The following is a 16,657-nucleotide window of genomic DNA, read 5'->3' on the forward strand; positions in this document are numbered from 1 at the left end:
CAGAAAGAAAAGCTTGGAGGGATATTATGAAGCGCCTTGGTAAATGGATGGGTCCTGCGGGGCTAGGTATCGTTCTTTTATTAACAGCCTGCACTAATCAGGCAGCTCCACAGCGTCCGACCCGAACACAATCGATGGCTCCTGCAACTCCACAACAGCTGACTCAAACACAGCCAACACACAATGTAGGCAATCCGGATACAGTCATTCCCAGTGTGGACCGTGATAAAAAGCTGACGACCAATGCGCATGGAACAACTTACAGCGGTATGGGGAGCAACCTGTACAGCTCAATCGGAAGCTCTCATTTACACAGTGGCGGCCCTTCCACCAAGTTGGAGGCACAGCTGAATGCAGCCGGTGTACACGGAGTGCAAGCTCTGATCGTCAATGACATGGTTTTCCTCGCGCCATCGACGGCCAAAAGCCAGTCCATTAATCACATGGACCCGATGCAATCGCACCTCCTGAATAACTTTGCCGGCAGTTCAAATAGAGGCTCCGAGCCTTCCGACAATATTCCCGGAAAAGGGAGCGCTGGAAACGGTACAGCAGGTACACTCGGAACGAGCGACCGCAATGCTACCTTCGAACAAGCACGCGCGCAGGTGGAGCGAATGTATGGCACCGATGCAGAGGTACGGATCGTTACATCCAAAAAAGGCGTAGACGCATTGGAAAAGGTCAAAAAGCAGATGAAGGAAAACAAGCACACTGCTGATGATTTAAACAAGCTCTTCCATGAGTCGAAACGATAGGCATGAAAAAAGGGACAAGCATCGCGCTTGTCCCTTACTCTTGGAGAAATCTTTTTATTTCGTTTACGGTCTCTCGCGGATGCGTCACCATCAGTAAATGCAGAGAATCCGGTATCGTCTTCACTTGCACGTTTCGAACGGCTTTCTGATAGTTGCATGCTGCCTCGCGGTAAAATAATCGCTGCTCATCATCTGGCAAAAGTCTTTCGTCGGCTAGCAGCAACAAGACCGGGCATTCAAGCCTTTGATACAGCTCCTCTGTACTCTGCTTGGCATATTCCTGAAAGTATCCGGTGAATGCCTCTTTTGCCAAGCGGTAACCGTAGCTGCCATCTTCTTTTGGCAAAAGCTCTCCACTCATCCACCCTGCGGGCAAACACTCAGCCCCATATCTGTCAGCAAATTGTTGTTCAGCTTCCTGAATGGACAAAAACCGCGCAGCAGTCAATCTCGCCACGACAGCCTCGAGGTCAAAGCCAGGCACCTTTGCCAAGGAGTAAAATCCTCCATCCAAAAGAATCAGCCGGGAAATCCGCTGCGGCTCGCGAACCGCCAGCATCTGTGCCGGAACCGCAGCAAATGAAGCGCCGACAATGGTTACATCATCAAGCCGCTCGGCATCCAACATATGCGCGATATCGGATACGATTTGATCAAAGGTATAGGGCGCTTCGACAGTCGAATGTCCATGACCGCGCAGGTCGATACCGATTACCCGGTACTGCTCGGCCAGTGATGGCACGATTCCCGCAAACAGCATCTTTGTGTTTCGGATGGCATGGAGCAGCAGGAGAACAGGAGCATCTGTCGGTCCGGCTACCCCGTATTCGATCACACCGGTACCTATTTCCAATCGAGTGATTCGTTCATACACAGAGGGGTCCACAAGCTTTCTTCCTTTCTCATATGCGTCCAGGTATTAAAACACCGAAGTGCTCGGGGTGTATACGGGCAAAATAAAAGAGAGTCACAACGAGAGCAAACCCAGCGAGCAACGTTACGATCTCAGCCGTCCGCAAGCGCTGGCTCCGATAAAACCGATGCTGGTGGTTGCGCATGCGGAATCCTTTGGCGTCGAGCGCATTGGAGATTACAGGTACCCGTTTCAACGAACTGAAGATGAGCGGAACCAGCAGAAATCCGTACTTTCTGATTCGCTCCGTCATACTCCCCTCATTCGTGGTCATTCCCCGAACCATTTGCGCTTCACGAATGGTTGCCAAATCATTTTTCACAAGCGGAATAAAACGGAAGATCAGCGAAAGTAAAAAACTCACAGAAAATGGAACACCTATCCCACGAAGCCCCATCGCGATTTCTCTCGGTGAGGTTGTAAAAAGGTAGTACATGGACAACAACGCAACATTAGCCAGGCGCATACCCATTCCCAACGCCCAAAGTACACCGATGTCGGTAATTTGCACAGGATAGTTGATAACAGGAATCTGACTGCTCCAATAGGGCTCGCCCACATTTGTAAACGGTAACCACGTAATCGTCGCAAAGCATGCCCCGATTCCACCTACAAGCACATATGTCTTGACCATCGATCGCTTCCAGCCCAGCTTGGCAATCAGCACGATATTGGCTGCCAGCACGACCACCAGTACTCGAGGATCTTGGAAAAGAAAAGGGAGCAGACCCAGAAGCAGAAATACTAGCAGAACGAAGCTGGGATGGGCATTTTTCATGTTAATCTCCCACTCTCGTCAGTATTTTCTGCATCTCGGCCAGCGTTAGCGGGATCGGATCAAAAGTCCCAACAGCTTTTCCAAAACGATAAATGGCAGGCGGCTCCACTTGTGCGGATGCCAGTATATCCGGCGCTGCAAATACACGTTGCGGATCGCCATCACAAACTACTCTCCCCTGATGCATGACGATCACCCGCTGCGCGTACTCGGCAACCAATCTCATGTCATGTGATATGACGATAATCGTATGTCCCGCCTCATGCAATCGTCGAACCAGCTCCATCATCTCCTGCACTCCTCGGTAATCAAGCCCAGTCGTTGGCTCATCGAGCACAATGACTTGCGGGCGCATTGCTAGAATCGAAGCTACCGCAATTTTTTGGCGGGTCCCTTTGCTCGAAAAATACAGCTCTTCGTCTCCCTTGTCAGCAAGACCTACAGCCTCTAGCGCCTCGTTTACAACACGCTCGATTTCCGCCGCAGATAATCCCATATTTTTCGGCCCAAACGACACTTCTGCCTTAACCGTAGAGTGGAATATTTGATGATCCGGATTTTGATAACAATACGCTACCGTTCTGGACAACAAGGCTACAGGCATGGACCTTGTATCATTGCCATTGACCGTCACCATTCCTTGTGTCGGCTTGTACAAGCCGTTGCAGTGTTTGGCGAGCGTTGTTTTCCCCGAACCGTTTCCTCCAATGATCGCGACAAACTCTCCTTGTCGGATCGCCAAGGAAACGCCTTGGAGTACCGGCTTCTCCTTCTCGTAACCATACCATACCTGGTCAAACTCGATGACGACACTCACAAGCTCCCCTCCCGAACCAAGTGCGCTGCTTGATATAGACGGGACAACTCCTCCACATCCAGTGGCAACCTGCCTGCTTTGGGGAGGACTCCTTCTTTGCACAGCATCTGATAAAGGCGAATGACCTCTGGTACAAAAATGCCATGCTCGTCCAATACGTCAATCCGGGAAAAGAAGTCGCGTACCGGCAAATCAAGTACAATCTGTCCCTCTGCAAGCAAGATCATCCTGTCACAAAAGGCTGCCAGCTCTTCCGTGGCATGCGAGGACACCACAATGGTCATTTCATTCTCCTGCTTCAGCCGCCGCAACAACGAAAATACTTCCCGTGCCCCTACAGGATCAAGCTCAGAAGTAGGCTCATCTAATAGGAGAACTTCTGGTGCATGCGACAATGCAGATGCGATCGCTACCCGCTGTTTTTCCCCGCCAGACAATTCAAAAGGAGACCGCTCGGCAAACCCTTGCAAGCTTACAAGCTCAAGCACTTCCCCGATCCGATGCTCGATCTGCTCATCGGTGTACCCGACGTTTTCCAGCGAGAAGGCCAGTTCTTCTTCGACCGTCAACCCAATAAACTGCGTTTCCGGGTCTTGAAATACAATCCCGTGCTGGGCAGCCGTCTTACGTTCTCCTCTGAAATGCCCTGCGTAGTTGGCCGGGATCAAGCCTGAGAGCGTCAACAGCAGTGTCGTTTTTCCTGCAGCAGCAGGCCCGACAATCCCAACCACTTCCCCTGGATAAAGAGAGAGATTTATTTCTGTTAAAGCGGGTGCCGCAGTATCTTCATAATGCCAATGCACCCCATCAACGTGCAGCAGCGGCTCTTTTTTCACTGTATGCCCCTGCTTTCATTTCCAAGGTAGTTATACTCCTGTAGGGGGCGCCCACGGTATAGACCCGAGCGTTTTACAAACGGATAGAGCAGTTTCAATATAATAGGTCCGAGAATTGCGGTGGAAATCGCTTGGTTCAAAAACACAGTAGGAATGTACATCGCGGCAATTTCCTTTGGCGTAAGCCCCAGTGCCACATTGATCAGGATCGCGCACGCCACGACCGCCGAGCTAATAATCACAACGAACAAAATATATTGGATCAAGCTGCGTTTGGTCTTCAAAGCAGGATGGCTCACCGCAAGAAAACCGATGAATCCTCCCAAAAAATTGGAGATGAAACCGACTATGATCGCATGTGGAGGGGCACTGCCAGTCAACAAATCGCTAACCATGTTGCCAAAGGCTAGTCCGATGCACCCTGGCAGACCAAACAGCATGCCAAATACCGGTTGCAAGGCGTTGGCGGGGCGGATCGGCACTGATGGAATCAGCTTGATATTCGCCAGCATGATAATCGCAACCGCGTATAATGCAGCAGTGACTACAATCAAAACGTAATCAACCGTCGTCCATTTCCGACGAAAGAGCGAAGAAGTCATGAGAAAAATCCTCCTTTAGAGTAAGCTAGTAAAGTTTGGAATATTCCTGTAGCCAGTTTACTCTCTCTTTTCTTGATCGTCTACTCACTCAGGGTGGGGGCTGTAGTGGAGGAGAGGAAAATGGAGAAAATGCTCCAGCTTCTTGGGTCCCTTGCTAGAGGTCATCCCTGGACGTCTACATGAAAAAAGAGAAACCGCGTCCAAAGCAGCCGGTTCATGATGCTTGTCAAAGGTGGACGCTTAAGACCGTGTTTCTCTTTTTTCATTCCGCCTCGGCTGGTCCCCAAAGAGCTTCGCTTTTCTCCATTTTCCTCTCACTAGCTGCTCCGACTTTCGTTCCTTTTTCATGTGTAAGTTTCTCGAGGAAGAATTTTTTAGGGTGAAAAAATAGAGACAAGAGAAAATTGCCCCAAAGTTCTTGGCAATCCTCTTGTCTCTAACAAAAATGAATAGCTGTCATTTCATAAACAGTCCATCATTCATCGAACTTCATCAATTCCAATCTAGCACCTTTGATTTTCACAAGATACAACAGGTAGATGAAGCCGACAAAGCTCCATAAAAGACCTAGCATCATGGATTTGGCATCCAGGCTGATCCACAGAAAGGCGATGAAGGCTGTACCGATGAGTGGCGACAATAGATAGCTCCACCATTCTGTTACCCGCAAGCGTTTTTGTTTGCGGAGGTAGTAGGCAATCACGCTGATGTTGACGAAGCTAAAGGCGATCAATGCTCCGAAATTAATGAATGAGGTCGCTGTTAGCAAATCCAAAAACAAAGCGGCGAACATCAGTGTCCCGACCAAAAGGACATTGAGCAAAGGCGTTTTCAGCTGGGGATGTACGTAGCCGAACCATTTTCGCGGCAAAAATCCGTCACGTCCCATGGCAAACAGCAGTCGTGTGACGCTCGTTACCGAGACGAGCCCAGATGCCAGCGTAGAAGATAGAGCAGCCGCCAAAAATACGAACTGAAAGATAGAGCCTCCGATATGTAGGGCAATTTCTGCTGAAGCTGCTTCCGGGTCAGACAATACCGAAACGTCTGGAAATAGGGCTTGCATGAAATAAGACGCCGTAATAAACAAAGCTCCTCCTGCGAGTGCCACTAATAAAATTCCTCGCGGGATCGTCTTTTTGGCATCGACTGTCTCCTCGGTCAGCGTGGTAACCGCGTCAAAGCCAAGGAATGAAAAACAAAGAATCGACGCACCGGAAAACAAGGCGGCAATAGACAGCTCCGGCGAAAAGAACGGCCGGATGGCAAATACCTGTCCAATACCATCCCCTGAGGCGAGCCCTCGAACGGCCAATCCTGCAAAAAGGACCACAAACGTTATTTGAAACAGGACCAGAAACGAGTTAACTGACGCCGTCACGGTTACACGGAATACATTGAGTGAGGTAATCAGGACAATAAATCCGACAATCCACCACTTTGTGGGTACCTCAGGGAAAACAGACGAGAGATAAACCCCAGTCAACAGCGCATTGATCATCGGCAAAAACAAATAATCGAGGAGAGACGCCCACCCGACCAGAAAGCCTGCATACGGATGGATCGTCTGTTGGGTGTACGTGTACGCTGTCCCTGCTGACGGGAATACGCGCACCATTTTCCCATAGCTGGACGCCGTAAATAAAATAGCAAGAAGTGTCACTGCATAAGCGGCAGGAACAAATCCACCCGTTTCTTCGGATACGATCCCAAAAGTATCAAAAACGGCCATTGGTGCCATATAGCCCAAGCCGATTACGACAATATGCCACAGCTTCAAGCTGCGTGTAAGCTCTGCTCTCCCGTTCACTAACTGTCCTCCTTTTATGTATAACATGAATAATTATACACGTTGATGAAAAAAGTACCAGAACACAACCAAAAAACGCTGTTGCACACGGTTCCCCATGCTACGACAGCGCCTTTTGGTTGTGCATTTATACTCAGATTATGCTTTTGGAAGCTCAAATGAGCTTTTCAGCGAAACGATTCGGTTAAAGACCAGCTTGTCAGCCGTCGTATGCTTCGGATCAACATTGAAGTAGCCGTGACGGAAAAATTGATACTTGTCTTGTGGCTGGGTTTCCTTCATGTTTGGTTCAACAAAGCCATTGAGTACTTCTAGCGAATTCGGATTGATATTGTCCAGGAACGTTCCTTCCGCATCCTCTTCGTCCATGATCAACGGCTCGTACAAGCGGAACTCGGCAGGAACAGCATTGGATGCATCTACCCAGTGGATCGTCCCTTTTACTTTGCGACCTGTAAAACCGCTTCCGCTCTTTGTTTCTGGATCATAGGTGCAATGCAGCTCGATCACGTTGCCTTCAGCGTCCTTCACCACATCGTTGCACTTGATGAAGTACGCGTTTTTCAGGCGAACTTCATTTCCCGGGAAGAGACGGAAATATTTGCTTGGCGGGTTCTCCATGAAGTCGTCCTGCTCGATGTAGATTTCACGGGAAAACGGGATTTCCCGGTTGCCCATTTCCGGATTTTCCGGGTTGATTTCTGCTTCCAGCATTTCCACTTGTCCTTCTGAATAGTTGGTAATCACGACCTTCAACGGATTGAGCACAGCCATCGTGCGCGGTGCCTTCAGCTTCAGGTCCTCACGGATAAAGTGCTCAAGCATCTTTTCATCGACAGTACTGTTACTGCGAGCTACCCCTACCTCGCGGGCGAACGTACGGATGGCCTCAGGTGTAAACCCACGGCGGCGGAAGCCTGCGATAGTCGGCATACGAGGATCATCCCAGCCGTCCACTACATTTTCGTCTACGAGCTGCTTGAGCTTGCGTTTGCTCATCACGGTATTGGTCAGGTTCAGACGGGCAAATTCGTATTGACGCGGTACATGCTCCATCTCACACTCACTCACTACCCAGTCGTACAATGGTCGGTGATCTTCAAACTCCAGTGAGCATAGCGAATGCGTCACGCCCTCGATGGCGTCCTCCAGCGGATGAGCGAAATCATACATCGGATAGATGCACCACTTGTCCCCTGTGTTGTGATGATGCGCATGCGAAATACGATACAGAACCGGATCACGCATGTTGAAGTTCGGAGAGGTCATGTCGATTTTCGCACGCAACACTTTTTCCCCGTCCTTGAATTCCCCTTGGCGCATCCGAGCAAACAAATCCAGATTTTCCTCTACGGAGCGGTTCCGGAATGGACTGTCAACGCCAGGCTCTGTCAACGTTCCGCGCAATTTGCGCATCTCTTCAGCAGGAAGATCGTCCACATACGCTTTTCCTTTTTTAATCAGCAGCACCGCACGGTTGTACATCTCTTCGAAGTAATCCGATGCAAAAAACAGCCCGTCCCACTCAAAGCCAAGCCACTTCACGTCTTGCTTGATTGCCTCTACGTATTCTGTGTCTTCCTTTACCGGATTGGTATCATCAAAACGCAGATGGGCCTTGCCAGAAAACTCATGTGCTAACTCAAAATTGAGACAGATTGCTTTTGCATGTCCAATATGAAGATACCCGTTCGGTTCTGGGGGAAAGCGGGTAATGACTTCTTTCACTTTGCCCTCTTGCAAGTCATCAACCACAATATTACGGATAAAATTGGATGACGCTACCTTGTTTTCCAATGAAATCAACCTTTCACTTCACCTTTACATTCCATAATACTGATTCTCCACCCAGAGTTCAACAAAATCGGGCCGTCGTCCGGCCCGCTGGTTCTTGCAATCCATTTATTTTCGCCAATGCGATTGGCAGTATAGATGAAGAACAGAATCGAGAGAATGCCCTTTTTCAGTAATGCCTTGGATAGCGGCTATATGTTCCGGGCGAATGAGATGTCTGAGAGGCTGTTCAACCTCAGTGAATCGCTGAAAGGCCGAAGCCGCGATCTCATCCCAGATCGGATAGTATCGAAGCAAATCATCCGGCATCACGCGCGTGCGATTCGCTCCCTCTTCAGGCAAGCAGTCAAACGGTTCGTCCAGATTTAATGTCCCGTAATCATCAGTCAATTCTTCTCCTGGGTGAATATCCCTCGCTGCCAGCTCCAAATCATACATGGTCGCTACACAAGTCGGATAGAAGCTGTGGTTAACAAAACGAGCCTTATCCCAGCATAGAATGTACTTTCCATACTGGTCTTTAAACGAATATTTTTGTACGTCCTGTTTTCGTAATGGATCCAGTTTTTCCACAAACGCCGGGTCCAATACCTGATCCAAATCATCCATGGCCCATACGATTGTTCCTTTGGGAATAAACTTGGTCGCGAACACACCGTACCCGATCTCGTCGTTGATGTAACGCAATTCTGTATCGGGATGCATCATGGTCGTTGTTTCACTCCTTGGAGCGTCTGCCCTTTTTATTATCATAAGCAGTTCGGCCAAAAGAGGTGTGCGGTTGTATGAGTATACAAGCCGGTAATATTACGGAATGGATTGAAATATTAGATCAAATGTATGAGCACTCTTTCCACAAGGTCGTACCTGGACATGGTCCTGTAGGAGAAAAGAAGGATGTCCTCGCTTTGCGAATGTACCTGAGCGAATTATTGGAACAGGCACAACAGATAAACCTGAAAACAAGCTCGGCTCAGCAAATTACAAACACCCCTGTCCCAGAACCGTATCTGACTTGGAATGTTCCCAGCCTGTATGGACGCAATCTACAGCATTTGCTCCATCAGTCTCCAAGAAAATCATAACCTAGGTAACCATTAACTGATGATTCCAACTTTTCCACATTAAAAAATTTTTTCTTATTTACCCCAAAGGACAAATAGTCTATATTAATTGCTAACAGATCCTTTTAGGAACAATTTCCCACAACGAATGAATCACTCTTTTGGGAATCTTTTGGGAATCTCTTGGTATTCAACCATTGATATCGAATCGGCAAACCCGGGGAAATCCGGCGACGCAAAGCTACAGGGGCTACCCTCGCAACAGCGAACAAGCCTGCCAGCTACCGAAATATTGATGTAGGACAAGATCAATGATCCTATATCATTGATCTTTTTTTGTCCTCCCTCTGTCTAATTTTGTCTAATTTTGTATTATTATTACATTTCTCCTATATGAGGAGGTGAGGCCAGAACGAGCAGAGAGATTATTGGGAATTACCATTCATTTTTATACTACCAAGGAGGTTTCATTGAATGTCATTTTGGAAAAAACTTTCGGCCGTTGCTTTGACTGGTGTCATTGGTCTGTCGACTCTCTCGCCAGTACAAGCAGCGAACCGACCAACTTCCATGTCACCAAACGCAATGGTAACTACACCTCATTATCTTGCTACTGCTGCCGCACTCAAAACGTTGGAAGACGGCGGAAATGCAGTTGATGCAGCCATTACAGCTGCCTCCACATTGGCTGTTGTCTACCCTCATTACACAACTATTGGCGGAGATAACTTCTGGCTCATTTACAATGCGAAAACGAAAGAACTGAAAGCATTGAATGGCAGCGGTCGTGCTGGCGAAAAAGCGACGATCGAATACTACAAGGGCAAGGGCTACGAAAAAATTCCTTCCCGCGGCTACGAATCGGCCAACACAGTGCCTGGGGTTGTTTCCGGTTGGTGGGAAGCCTACAACTACGCACATAAGAACATGGGCGACAGCAAGCTCCAATGGAAAAGATTGCTGGAGCCTGCGATTGGCTACGCAGAGAACGGATATCCTGTTTCTCCAAACCAAGTCTACTGGACCAAGTATGCTACCGATCCAACAGACAATGATCTGAAAAATCTTCAACGCTTTGATGAATACCGCAAAATATTCCTGAAGCCAAACGGCGATTCTTACGAAGCAGGAGAACTCCTCAAACAAAAGGATCTAGCAAATACCTTGCAAATCATCGCTAAAAAAGGTGCTGACGGATTCTATAAAGGCGAAGTCGCCCAGAAGATCGTAGCAGACATGCAAAAAAATGGTGGACTGCTCACTCTGAAAGACTTTGAGAAACACACATCCACATGGGCAGATCCGATTACGGTCGACTACCGTGGGTATAAAGCGTACAACGTACCACCTAATTCCCAAGGTATGGCATCGCTCTCCATTCTTAACGTCTTAAACAATTTTGACCTCAAGAGCATGGGTGAAGGTACACCTGATTATTACCACACAATCGTCGAAGCTACCAAACAAGCTTTTGCTGATCGTGACAAATGGTTGACTGACCCTGCATTTGTGGATATCCCTGTGGATGATTTGTTGTCCAAGCAGCACGGAAAAGATATGGCTGCACGCATTGATATGAAGCAAGCCGCTAAAGCTGTTGAACCGCTCGATCCAAAAGGTGACACCACCTGGTTCGGTGTAGTGGACAAAGATGGCAATGCTGTCTCGATTATTCAGAGCCATTACTTTGACTGGGGTTCCGGTATTGTAGCAAAAGATACGGGCATTCTTCTGCAAAACCGTGGAAGCTACTTCTCTTTGGACCCGAACCACATCAATCATTTGGAGCCTGGCAAGCGCACGTTCCATACGATTAACCCGGCTATGCTGTTTAAAGGGGACAAGCCTTATCTCCTCTATGGAACCCAAGGTGGCGAAGGACAGCCACAAACGCAAGCAGCTCTTGTCACTCGCATCATTGACTTCGGTTTCAGCGTACAAGACGCGATTGAAGCACCAAGATGGCTGCATGGACGCAACTGGGGATCTTCTTCTAACAACCTGAAGGTGGAAAACCGCATTCCTCAAGACGTCCTCGACGAACTGGTCAAACGAGGCCATCCTGTTGAAAAATTGAATGCCGCCTACACAGATGCAATGGGACAATCCGGCGCTATCTTGATCGACCCACAAACCAACGTAAAATTTGGCGGTGCCGACCCACGTGGTGAAGGCGCAGCAATGGGGTATTAATTGGTTGTCAGACTGCTGAGTTAGCCTCAGCAGTCTACCTTTGTATGCTTTGTAGATACACAAACCAATCGTGGATAGAAGAGAGGACAAATCGATGTTTTTGTTCAACAAACTCAAGAGAAAAATGATCTTTTGGTTTCTCGTAGTAGCCATCATTCCACTCGTTGCCACTACCCTATTTATTAGCAGCAGTTTTTGGACCATCTTAATTGATAAACAAAAGAACTCCTTTATTGAACTTACCTCCAGTACGGCCATCGCTATGAATCAATACTTGGACAGGCGAATGACAGAAATTCAGATTCTCGCACGAACGTCAGATATTCAATCAGATGACGCACAAGCGAAAAATGAGTTCATCCGAAAATTTACCGAGGAAATGAAGCTGTACGATGGAAATACGTTTATTGCCAGCGATGGGAAAGTAACTGCTGATACATTCCCAAAAAGCATTGGCATAGATTTGGGCGAGCGTCAATTTTTCAAAGACGGTATGCAGGATAAGTCCAGCTTTTCCGATGTTTTGATCGCCAAAACTACCAATAACCGCTCTATCATCGTCGCCTCCCCGGTAAAAGGGCCAAGCAAAGAAAAGCTCGGCGTGTTAACCGGACTTGTCAATGTGAATCAGTTTACGTCTACCTTTTTACAGAACCTGAATCTGGGGGAAGGCGGGTATCCCATTCTGGTCGATAGCAAAAACCAAATTCAGTACCATCCCAATCAAGACCTCATCGGAAAACCTCTCGAGGAATCAGCTCTTCCACAAGGCTTGACCGATATTCTGAAAGCAGAAAAAACAACAAAGGCTTCGTTTAACTATACAGATGCAGGCCAAGAATTCGTCGTAACTTACTCCCCTATTCCGGCTACTAACTTTAGCCTATACTTGCACATCCCAACCGCTTCCATTACAGATGCCGTTTCATCTGTCAATGACCAAGCTTTCATCATTGTACTGGCTGTTGTCGCTGTCGTGAGCGGAATCGCCTATATTGTATCGCAGCAAGTCACACGCCCAATTGTAGAAGTAGCCAACGTGGCTAACCGCATTTCAGATGGAGAATTGACTGTTGAGCCATTGCAGATCCGTACCCGGGATGAAGTCGGCCAGCTCTCTCAATCTGTGAACACGATGGTAGAGAACTTGCGAACTATCATTCAACAAGTGAATGCTACCGCCTCTGATCTCGCGTCTTCTGCGGAGGAGCTATCGGTGAATGCCGAGCATACGAGTAAAGCTACGGAGCAAATCGCCATAACGATTCAGGAAGTGGCATACGGTGCAGAAAAGCAGGTGAAGAGCGTCGAGGACAGCGTAACTGCCATGCAAGTAGTGTCAACGGGTACCAAGCAGGTTACAGCCAACGCCCAGTATGCAGCCGAATCCGCAATCGAGGCATCGCAAATTGCCATAGAAGGTAACCAAGCGCTGCAAATCGTCATCAGCCAAATGCATTCCATTGATGATACGGTTAACAACATTGCAGAGATTGTCAGACGCTTGGGGAACAGCTCCCAAGAGATCGGACAAATCGTTCAAGTCATCACGGCGATTGCCGAACAAACGAATCTGTTGGCACTCAATGCAGCGATTGAGGCTGCAAGAGCCGGTGAACAGGGACGCGGGTTTGCAGTTGTCGCAGATGAGGTACGGAAACTGGCGGAGCAATCAGCCAAATCTGCTCAGCAAATTGAAAAGCTAATCACTGCGATTCAACTCGAATCAAACCAGGCTGTCCTCTCCATGGAAAAGGGCACGAAGGAAGTTACTGTAGGCTTGGAAGTCGTAAACAACGCAGGCAAATCATTCGAGCAAATTCAGGATGCTGTCACGCAGGTGGCAAGCCAGATTCAAGAAGTGAAAACCCACTCCGTTCAAATGTCTGTCGGTACAGAACAGGTCGTAGAATTGGTCAGCCTCATCGAAGAAGTAGCGGAAAACTCGGCTGACGGCACACAAAACGTATCAGCTGCCACAGAAGAGCAGCTAGCCGCGATGGAGGAAGTTACTTCTTCTGCAAACTCCTTGGCGAAAATCGCCGAAGAGCTGCAATCTCACGTAAGCAGGTTCAAGGTTTAATGTTCAAAGAGGAAAAAGTGAAAGCCGCCGGGTTTGCTCCCCGACGGCTCTTTTCCTGTTCTCTCAGATCATTTTCAGCATCCTGTCCGGATGATTGGTGCAAATCTGTACGTCTTTATGCCATTCCATCACTGAGCGAATATGCTGTGACTCATCCAGCGTCCAAGCGATGACCTTGTATCCCTTTTCCATAGCCGCAAGCGCCAGCTCACGAGTCAGGTACGGATACCCCATGGAAAGAATCGTAGCTCCCGCTTCCTCCATCTGTTCCAGCATCAGCACAGGGCGGCCGAATACAATCAAGCCTGTCTCGACACTCTGATCCAGCTTGCGGACATGCCGAATCAACTCGTGATCGAACGAAGTAATATACACGTCTTGCTTCCTATCATGCTTCTCCAGTAGTTCCAGCACCTTTTCCGCGATCCCTGGATACATGTCGCTCGTCGCTTTCAGCTCAATATTCAGTGTGCAGCGGCCTTTTACCGCTAGGAGCGCCTCCTCCAGTGTAGGAATCCGCTCTCCTGCAAATTTCTCGTCAAACCAGCTGCCCGCATCCAGCCCTTTCAACTCTTCCAATGTATGGTCCATGACGAGCCCGCTGCCTGTCGTCGTACGCTCCAGTGTGAAATCGTGAATGAGCACAGGAATGCCGTCACGGGAGAGCTGTACGTCAATTTCCATAGCTAAAATACCGGGATTTTCCATAGCGAGCCTGATTGCCGAAAGTGTATTCTCTGGGGCCTTGCCTGACCAGCCGCGATGTGCCATACATATATTCATCTCGCATGCACCTCTATCTTGGGGATTCGTTTACTTTTTCAAAAGCTTGCTGCCTTTATCGGTCGCCGCCTGAAGAGCCTCATCTACGCTTGCCTGACCGAGCATCGCGCGTTGCAGTTCTTTTTGAATGACATCCTGAAGTTCTTTGTAGCCAGGAGCCATTGGACGAGGATAGCCGTATTGCAGTTGTTCTACCGCCACTTTGAAGTTTGGTTCCTTTTCATAGAAAGCCTTCATCTCAGCAGAATCTACTGCTGCAGTCGTCACTGGCATGTAACCGGAAGCGATGGACCATGGAACGGTTTGCTCGGTGTCTGTCATCCATTTCATGAATTCCCAAGCCGCTTGTTTCTCCGCATCGGACGACTTCGCCAGCATGACCAGATTGGCACCGCCTGTTGGTGTACCGAAGTTTTTATTGGCCGGGAGGAACGCCGCACCCATGTCAAATTTGGCATTCTTTTTCAATTCCGTCAAGGAACCGGTCGACGTGAAAATCATGCCTACTTTTTGATTCAGGAAATCCTGTTCGGCTACATCCCACGCATTGTAGTTCTCCCCCGGAGGGTTTTTCATGATGCCTTCCTTCACCATTTTGGACCAGAGTGCCAGTGGTGCCTTGCCCGCTTCGTTGTTAATCGTCAGTTCCTTGCCATCCTCGCTCAGGATGCTGCCTCCGCCTTGGAAAACAAGCGCTTCGTAGAACCAGATGTCAACTGGCGTGGAGAAGCCGTACCGGGTAATCTTGTCTCCTTCTTTCTTGCTCAGCTTTTGGGAGAAGCTGACCAGCTCATCCCACGATTTTGGACCGTTTGGATCAAGTCCTGCCTCTTTGAGCATGTCGCGGTTGATATACAGAAGCGGCGTGGAACGGTTAAACGGCACCGCATATAGTTTGTCTTTCCAGTAAGAGTTTTTCATAAGACCGGGAATGTACTTCTTTTCATCGCCCTGGGAGAATGGAGTCAAGTCTTCCAATACCTTGGCGTCGGCGAATGCGGCGATGGAGGCGATTTCCACCATAGTGACATCCGGATTGTTTCCTGCTGCGACCGAAGCCAGGACCTTCGAATGGTTTTCCTGGTACGCTCCCTGGTAAGCCGGTTTTACGATAATATCTTTATGTGTTTCGTTGAACTTTTTGACCATTTCCTCAATCGTTTTTCCGCGAACGCCTCCCAGCGCATACCAGAAGTCGATCGTGACTGGTTCGCTGCTAGCTGTTGCTGCAGCCGGCTGTGCAGCGCTTCCTGTACCGGAAGACGACTGTTCTTTACCTGTCGAGCCGCAACCAGCCAATACCCCGGATAAGCCGATAGTCAATGCACATAGAATCGTTCCTGTCTTTTTGATAGAAAACATGATTTGGTTTCCTCCCACAAAGTTATCTTTTATTTGGATTGATAGATAAACGCTTTGATGATATGGCGCTGCGCCACGAAGAAAATCACAAGAATCGGCAGAATCAGAATCATGTTGCCTGCCATCATTACATTCCAAAGGGTACCGCCGTCTGACATGTGCAGACTGGATATCCCGATCGGGAGAGTACGCACCTCGTCGCTGTTGGTCATGATCAGCGGCCAGAAATAATCGTTCCAGTGGTAGATGAAGCTGAACAATCCGAAAGTGACCAGTACCGGCTTTGCCATCGGCACCATGATCGTCCACATGATCTTCCACTCGGAGGCATTATCCAGACGGGCTGCCTCAATCACCTCATCAGGTACCTGCATGAACGCTTGCCGCAACAGGAAGATCCCGAAAGCGCTGGCAGCGTATGGCAAGATCAGTGACCACAGCGTGTTGACCAGTCCCCAGCTGCTCAGTTGCACGTAAATCGGCAAAAAGATCACCTGTCCGGGAATCATCAGGACAATCAGCACCAGGCCAAACAATAGATTGCGGCCGGGAAACTTGTAACGGGCAAAGGCGTATGCCGCAGGCACCGCGGTCAAAAATTGCAACAGCAAAATGCCGACCGCAACCAGTATGCTGTTCCACGTATAGGTAAGGAACGGGCCTGACTGCCACGCATGGGCAAAGTTGCTCCACTCCCATGTCTCGGGCAAGAGAGTCGGGGGAAACTGCCTGACCTCTGGCATCGTTTTGAAGGCAGTAGACGCCATCCACAAAAATGGAAACACAAACAGGATAGCGACCATCAAAAGTCCAATCCATTCCACTGTCTTGAGTGAAGTCGCACCCACTCGTTTCATGCTGTTC

The 16,657-nt window shown here is 48.7% G+C and carries 15 protein-coding genes and 1 riboswitch; of the genes, 4 read left to right on the plus strand and 11 right to left on the minus strand.

Annotation, left to right across the window (positions count from 1 at the left end):
* Positions 1–26: 26 nt before the first annotated feature.
* Entirely contained in the window at positions 27–758 is a 732-nt protein-coding gene (locus ACIFQN_RS05800; protein ID WP_429832097.1) for a hypothetical protein, read from the plus strand.
* Positions 759–792: 34 nt separating this feature from the next.
* Here ACIFQN_RS05800 and ACIFQN_RS05805 read toward each other — a convergent pair whose 3' ends face one another.
* The 8 genes from ACIFQN_RS05805 to ACIFQN_RS05840 all read right to left on the minus strand — a co-directional run bounded on the left by ACIFQN_RS05805 (position 793) and on the right by ACIFQN_RS05840 (position 9,016).
* Complete coding sequence (locus ACIFQN_RS05805; protein ID WP_429832098.1) at positions 793–1,644, minus strand: alpha/beta fold hydrolase; 852 nt, start codon at positions 1,642–1,644, stop codon at positions 793–795.
* A gap of 16 nt (positions 1,645–1,660) precedes the next feature.
* Positions 1,661–2,449: an energy-coupling factor transporter transmembrane component T gene (locus ACIFQN_RS05810; protein WP_429832099.1), complete on the minus strand. Its 789-nt coding sequence runs from the start codon at positions 2,447–2,449 to the stop codon at positions 1,661–1,663.
* A 1-nt stretch (position 2,450) separates the two neighbouring features.
* Positions 2,451–3,266 (minus strand): energy-coupling factor ABC transporter ATP-binding protein, encoded by an 816-nt coding sequence (locus ACIFQN_RS05815; protein ID WP_429832100.1) that lies wholly within the window; start codon positions 3,264–3,266, stop codon positions 2,451–2,453.
* On the minus strand, positions 3,263–4,102 hold the full coding sequence (locus tag ACIFQN_RS05820) for an energy-coupling factor ABC transporter ATP-binding protein (RefSeq protein ID WP_429832101.1): 840 nt from the start codon (positions 4,100–4,102) through the stop codon (positions 3,263–3,265). The genes ACIFQN_RS05815 and ACIFQN_RS05820 overlap by 4 nt, the downstream gene beginning before the upstream one ends.
* The gene (locus tag ACIFQN_RS05825) at positions 4,099–4,704 is read right to left on the minus strand and encodes a QueT transporter family protein (RefSeq protein ID WP_429832102.1); all 606 of its coding nucleotides are present in this window, start codon (positions 4,702–4,704) and stop codon (positions 4,099–4,101) included. The genes ACIFQN_RS05820 and ACIFQN_RS05825 overlap by 4 nt, the downstream gene beginning before the upstream one ends.
* A 475-nt stretch (positions 4,705–5,179) precedes the next feature.
* A complete protein-coding gene (locus ACIFQN_RS05830) occupies positions 5,180–6,541 on the minus strand; it encodes an APC family permease (RefSeq protein WP_429832103.1) in 1,362 nt (453 codons plus the stop codon).
* 111 nt (positions 6,542–6,652) lie between these two features.
* A complete protein-coding gene (locus ACIFQN_RS05835; protein ID WP_429832104.1) occupies positions 6,653–8,320 on the minus strand; it encodes a glutamine--tRNA ligase/YqeY domain fusion protein in 1,668 nt (555 codons plus the stop codon).
* Between the two features lie 96 nt (positions 8,321–8,416).
* Positions 8,417–9,016: an SET domain-containing protein gene (locus ACIFQN_RS05840; RefSeq protein WP_429832105.1), complete on the minus strand. Its 600-nt coding sequence runs from the start codon at positions 9,014–9,016 to the stop codon at positions 8,417–8,419.
* A 77-nt stretch (positions 9,017–9,093) separates the two neighbouring features.
* Between ACIFQN_RS05840 and ACIFQN_RS05845 the strand changes: the two genes are divergently transcribed.
* The 3 genes from ACIFQN_RS05845 to ACIFQN_RS05855 all read left to right on the plus strand — a co-directional run bounded on the left by ACIFQN_RS05845 (position 9,094) and on the right by ACIFQN_RS05855 (position 13,648).
* Positions 9,094–9,393, plus strand: coding sequence for a hypothetical protein (locus ACIFQN_RS05845; RefSeq protein ID WP_429832106.1), 300 nt, complete (start codon positions 9,094–9,096; stop codon positions 9,391–9,393).
* Between the two features lie 179 nt (positions 9,394–9,572).
* A riboswitch (cyclic di-GMP riboswitch) is annotated at positions 9,573–9,661 on the plus strand.
* 185 nt (positions 9,662–9,846) lie between these two features.
* The gene (gene ggt, locus ACIFQN_RS05850) at positions 9,847–11,565 is read left to right on the plus strand and encodes a gamma-glutamyltransferase (protein WP_429832107.1); all 1,719 of its coding nucleotides are present in this window, start codon (positions 9,847–9,849) and stop codon (positions 11,563–11,565) included.
* Positions 11,566–11,659: 94 nt separating this feature from the next.
* Positions 11,660–13,648: a methyl-accepting chemotaxis protein gene (locus ACIFQN_RS05855; protein WP_429832108.1), complete on the plus strand. Its 1,989-nt coding sequence runs from the start codon at positions 11,660–11,662 to the stop codon at positions 13,646–13,648.
* 63 nt (positions 13,649–13,711) lie between these two features.
* On the opposite strand, the gene ACIFQN_RS05860 is transcribed toward ACIFQN_RS05855, so the two are convergent.
* Genes ACIFQN_RS05860 through ACIFQN_RS05870 form a run of 3 tightly spaced genes read right to left on the minus strand, consistent with a single transcriptional unit; the run spans position 13,712 to position 16,650 of the window.
* The gene (locus ACIFQN_RS05860; RefSeq protein WP_429832109.1) at positions 13,712–14,431 is read right to left on the minus strand and encodes a glycerophosphodiester phosphodiesterase; all 720 of its coding nucleotides are present in this window, start codon (positions 14,429–14,431) and stop codon (positions 13,712–13,714) included.
* Positions 14,432–14,461: 30 nt separating this feature from the next.
* Positions 14,462–15,793 carry an ABC transporter substrate-binding protein gene (locus ACIFQN_RS05865; protein ID WP_429832110.1) on the minus strand — a complete coding sequence of 444 codons (1,332 nt, stop codon included), beginning with the start codon at positions 15,791–15,793 and terminating at the stop codon, positions 14,462–14,464.
* 29 nt (positions 15,794–15,822) lie between these two features.
* On the minus strand, positions 15,823–16,650 hold the full coding sequence (locus ACIFQN_RS05870) for a carbohydrate ABC transporter permease (protein ID WP_429832111.1): 828 nt from the start codon (positions 16,648–16,650) through the stop codon (positions 15,823–15,825).
* Positions 16,651–16,657 lie beyond the last annotated feature (7 nt).

This window comes from Brevibacillus sp. NRS-1366 (assembly GCF_050467985.1).

What these genes read in the sequence shown, in the direction of transcription:
- ACIFQN_RS05800 (WP_429832097.1), top strand. Translation starts at nt 27, where the DNA reads ATGAAGCGCCTTGGTAAATGGATGGGTCCTGCGGGGCTAGGTATCGTT.
- ACIFQN_RS05810 (WP_429832099.1), bottom strand. Translation starts at nt 2,449, where the DNA reads ATGAAAAATGCCCATCCCAGCTTCGTTCTGCTAGTATTTCTGCTTCTG.
- ACIFQN_RS05825 (WP_429832102.1), bottom strand. Translation starts at nt 4,704, where the DNA reads ATGACTTCTTCGCTCTTTCGTCGGAAATGGACGACGGTTGATTACGTT.
- ACIFQN_RS05830 (WP_429832103.1), bottom strand. Translation starts at nt 6,541, where the DNA reads ATGTTATACATAAAAGGAGGACAGTTAGTGAACGGGAGAGCAGAGCTT.
- ACIFQN_RS05840 (WP_429832105.1), bottom strand. Translation starts at nt 9,016, where the DNA reads ATGATGCATCCCGATACAGAATTGCGTTACATCAACGACGAGATCGGG.
- ACIFQN_RS05845 (WP_429832106.1), top strand. Translation starts at nt 9,094, where the DNA reads ATGAGTATACAAGCCGGTAATATTACGGAATGGATTGAAATATTAGAT.
- ggt (WP_429832107.1), top strand. Translation starts at nt 9,847, where the DNA reads ATGTCATTTTGGAAAAAACTTTCGGCCGTTGCTTTGACTGGTGTCATT.
- ACIFQN_RS05855 (WP_429832108.1), top strand. Translation starts at nt 11,660, where the DNA reads ATGTTTTTGTTCAACAAACTCAAGAGAAAAATGATCTTTTGGTTTCTC.
- ACIFQN_RS05860 (WP_429832109.1), bottom strand. Translation starts at nt 14,431, where the DNA reads ATGAATATATGTATGGCACATCGCGGCTGGTCAGGCAAGGCCCCAGAG.
- ACIFQN_RS05865 (WP_429832110.1), bottom strand. Translation starts at nt 15,793, where the DNA reads ATGTTTTCTATCAAAAAGACAGGAACGATTCTATGTGCATTGACTATC.
- ACIFQN_RS05870 (WP_429832111.1), bottom strand. Translation starts at nt 16,650, where the DNA reads ATGAAACGAGTGGGTGCGACTTCACTCAAGACAGTGGAATGGATTGGA.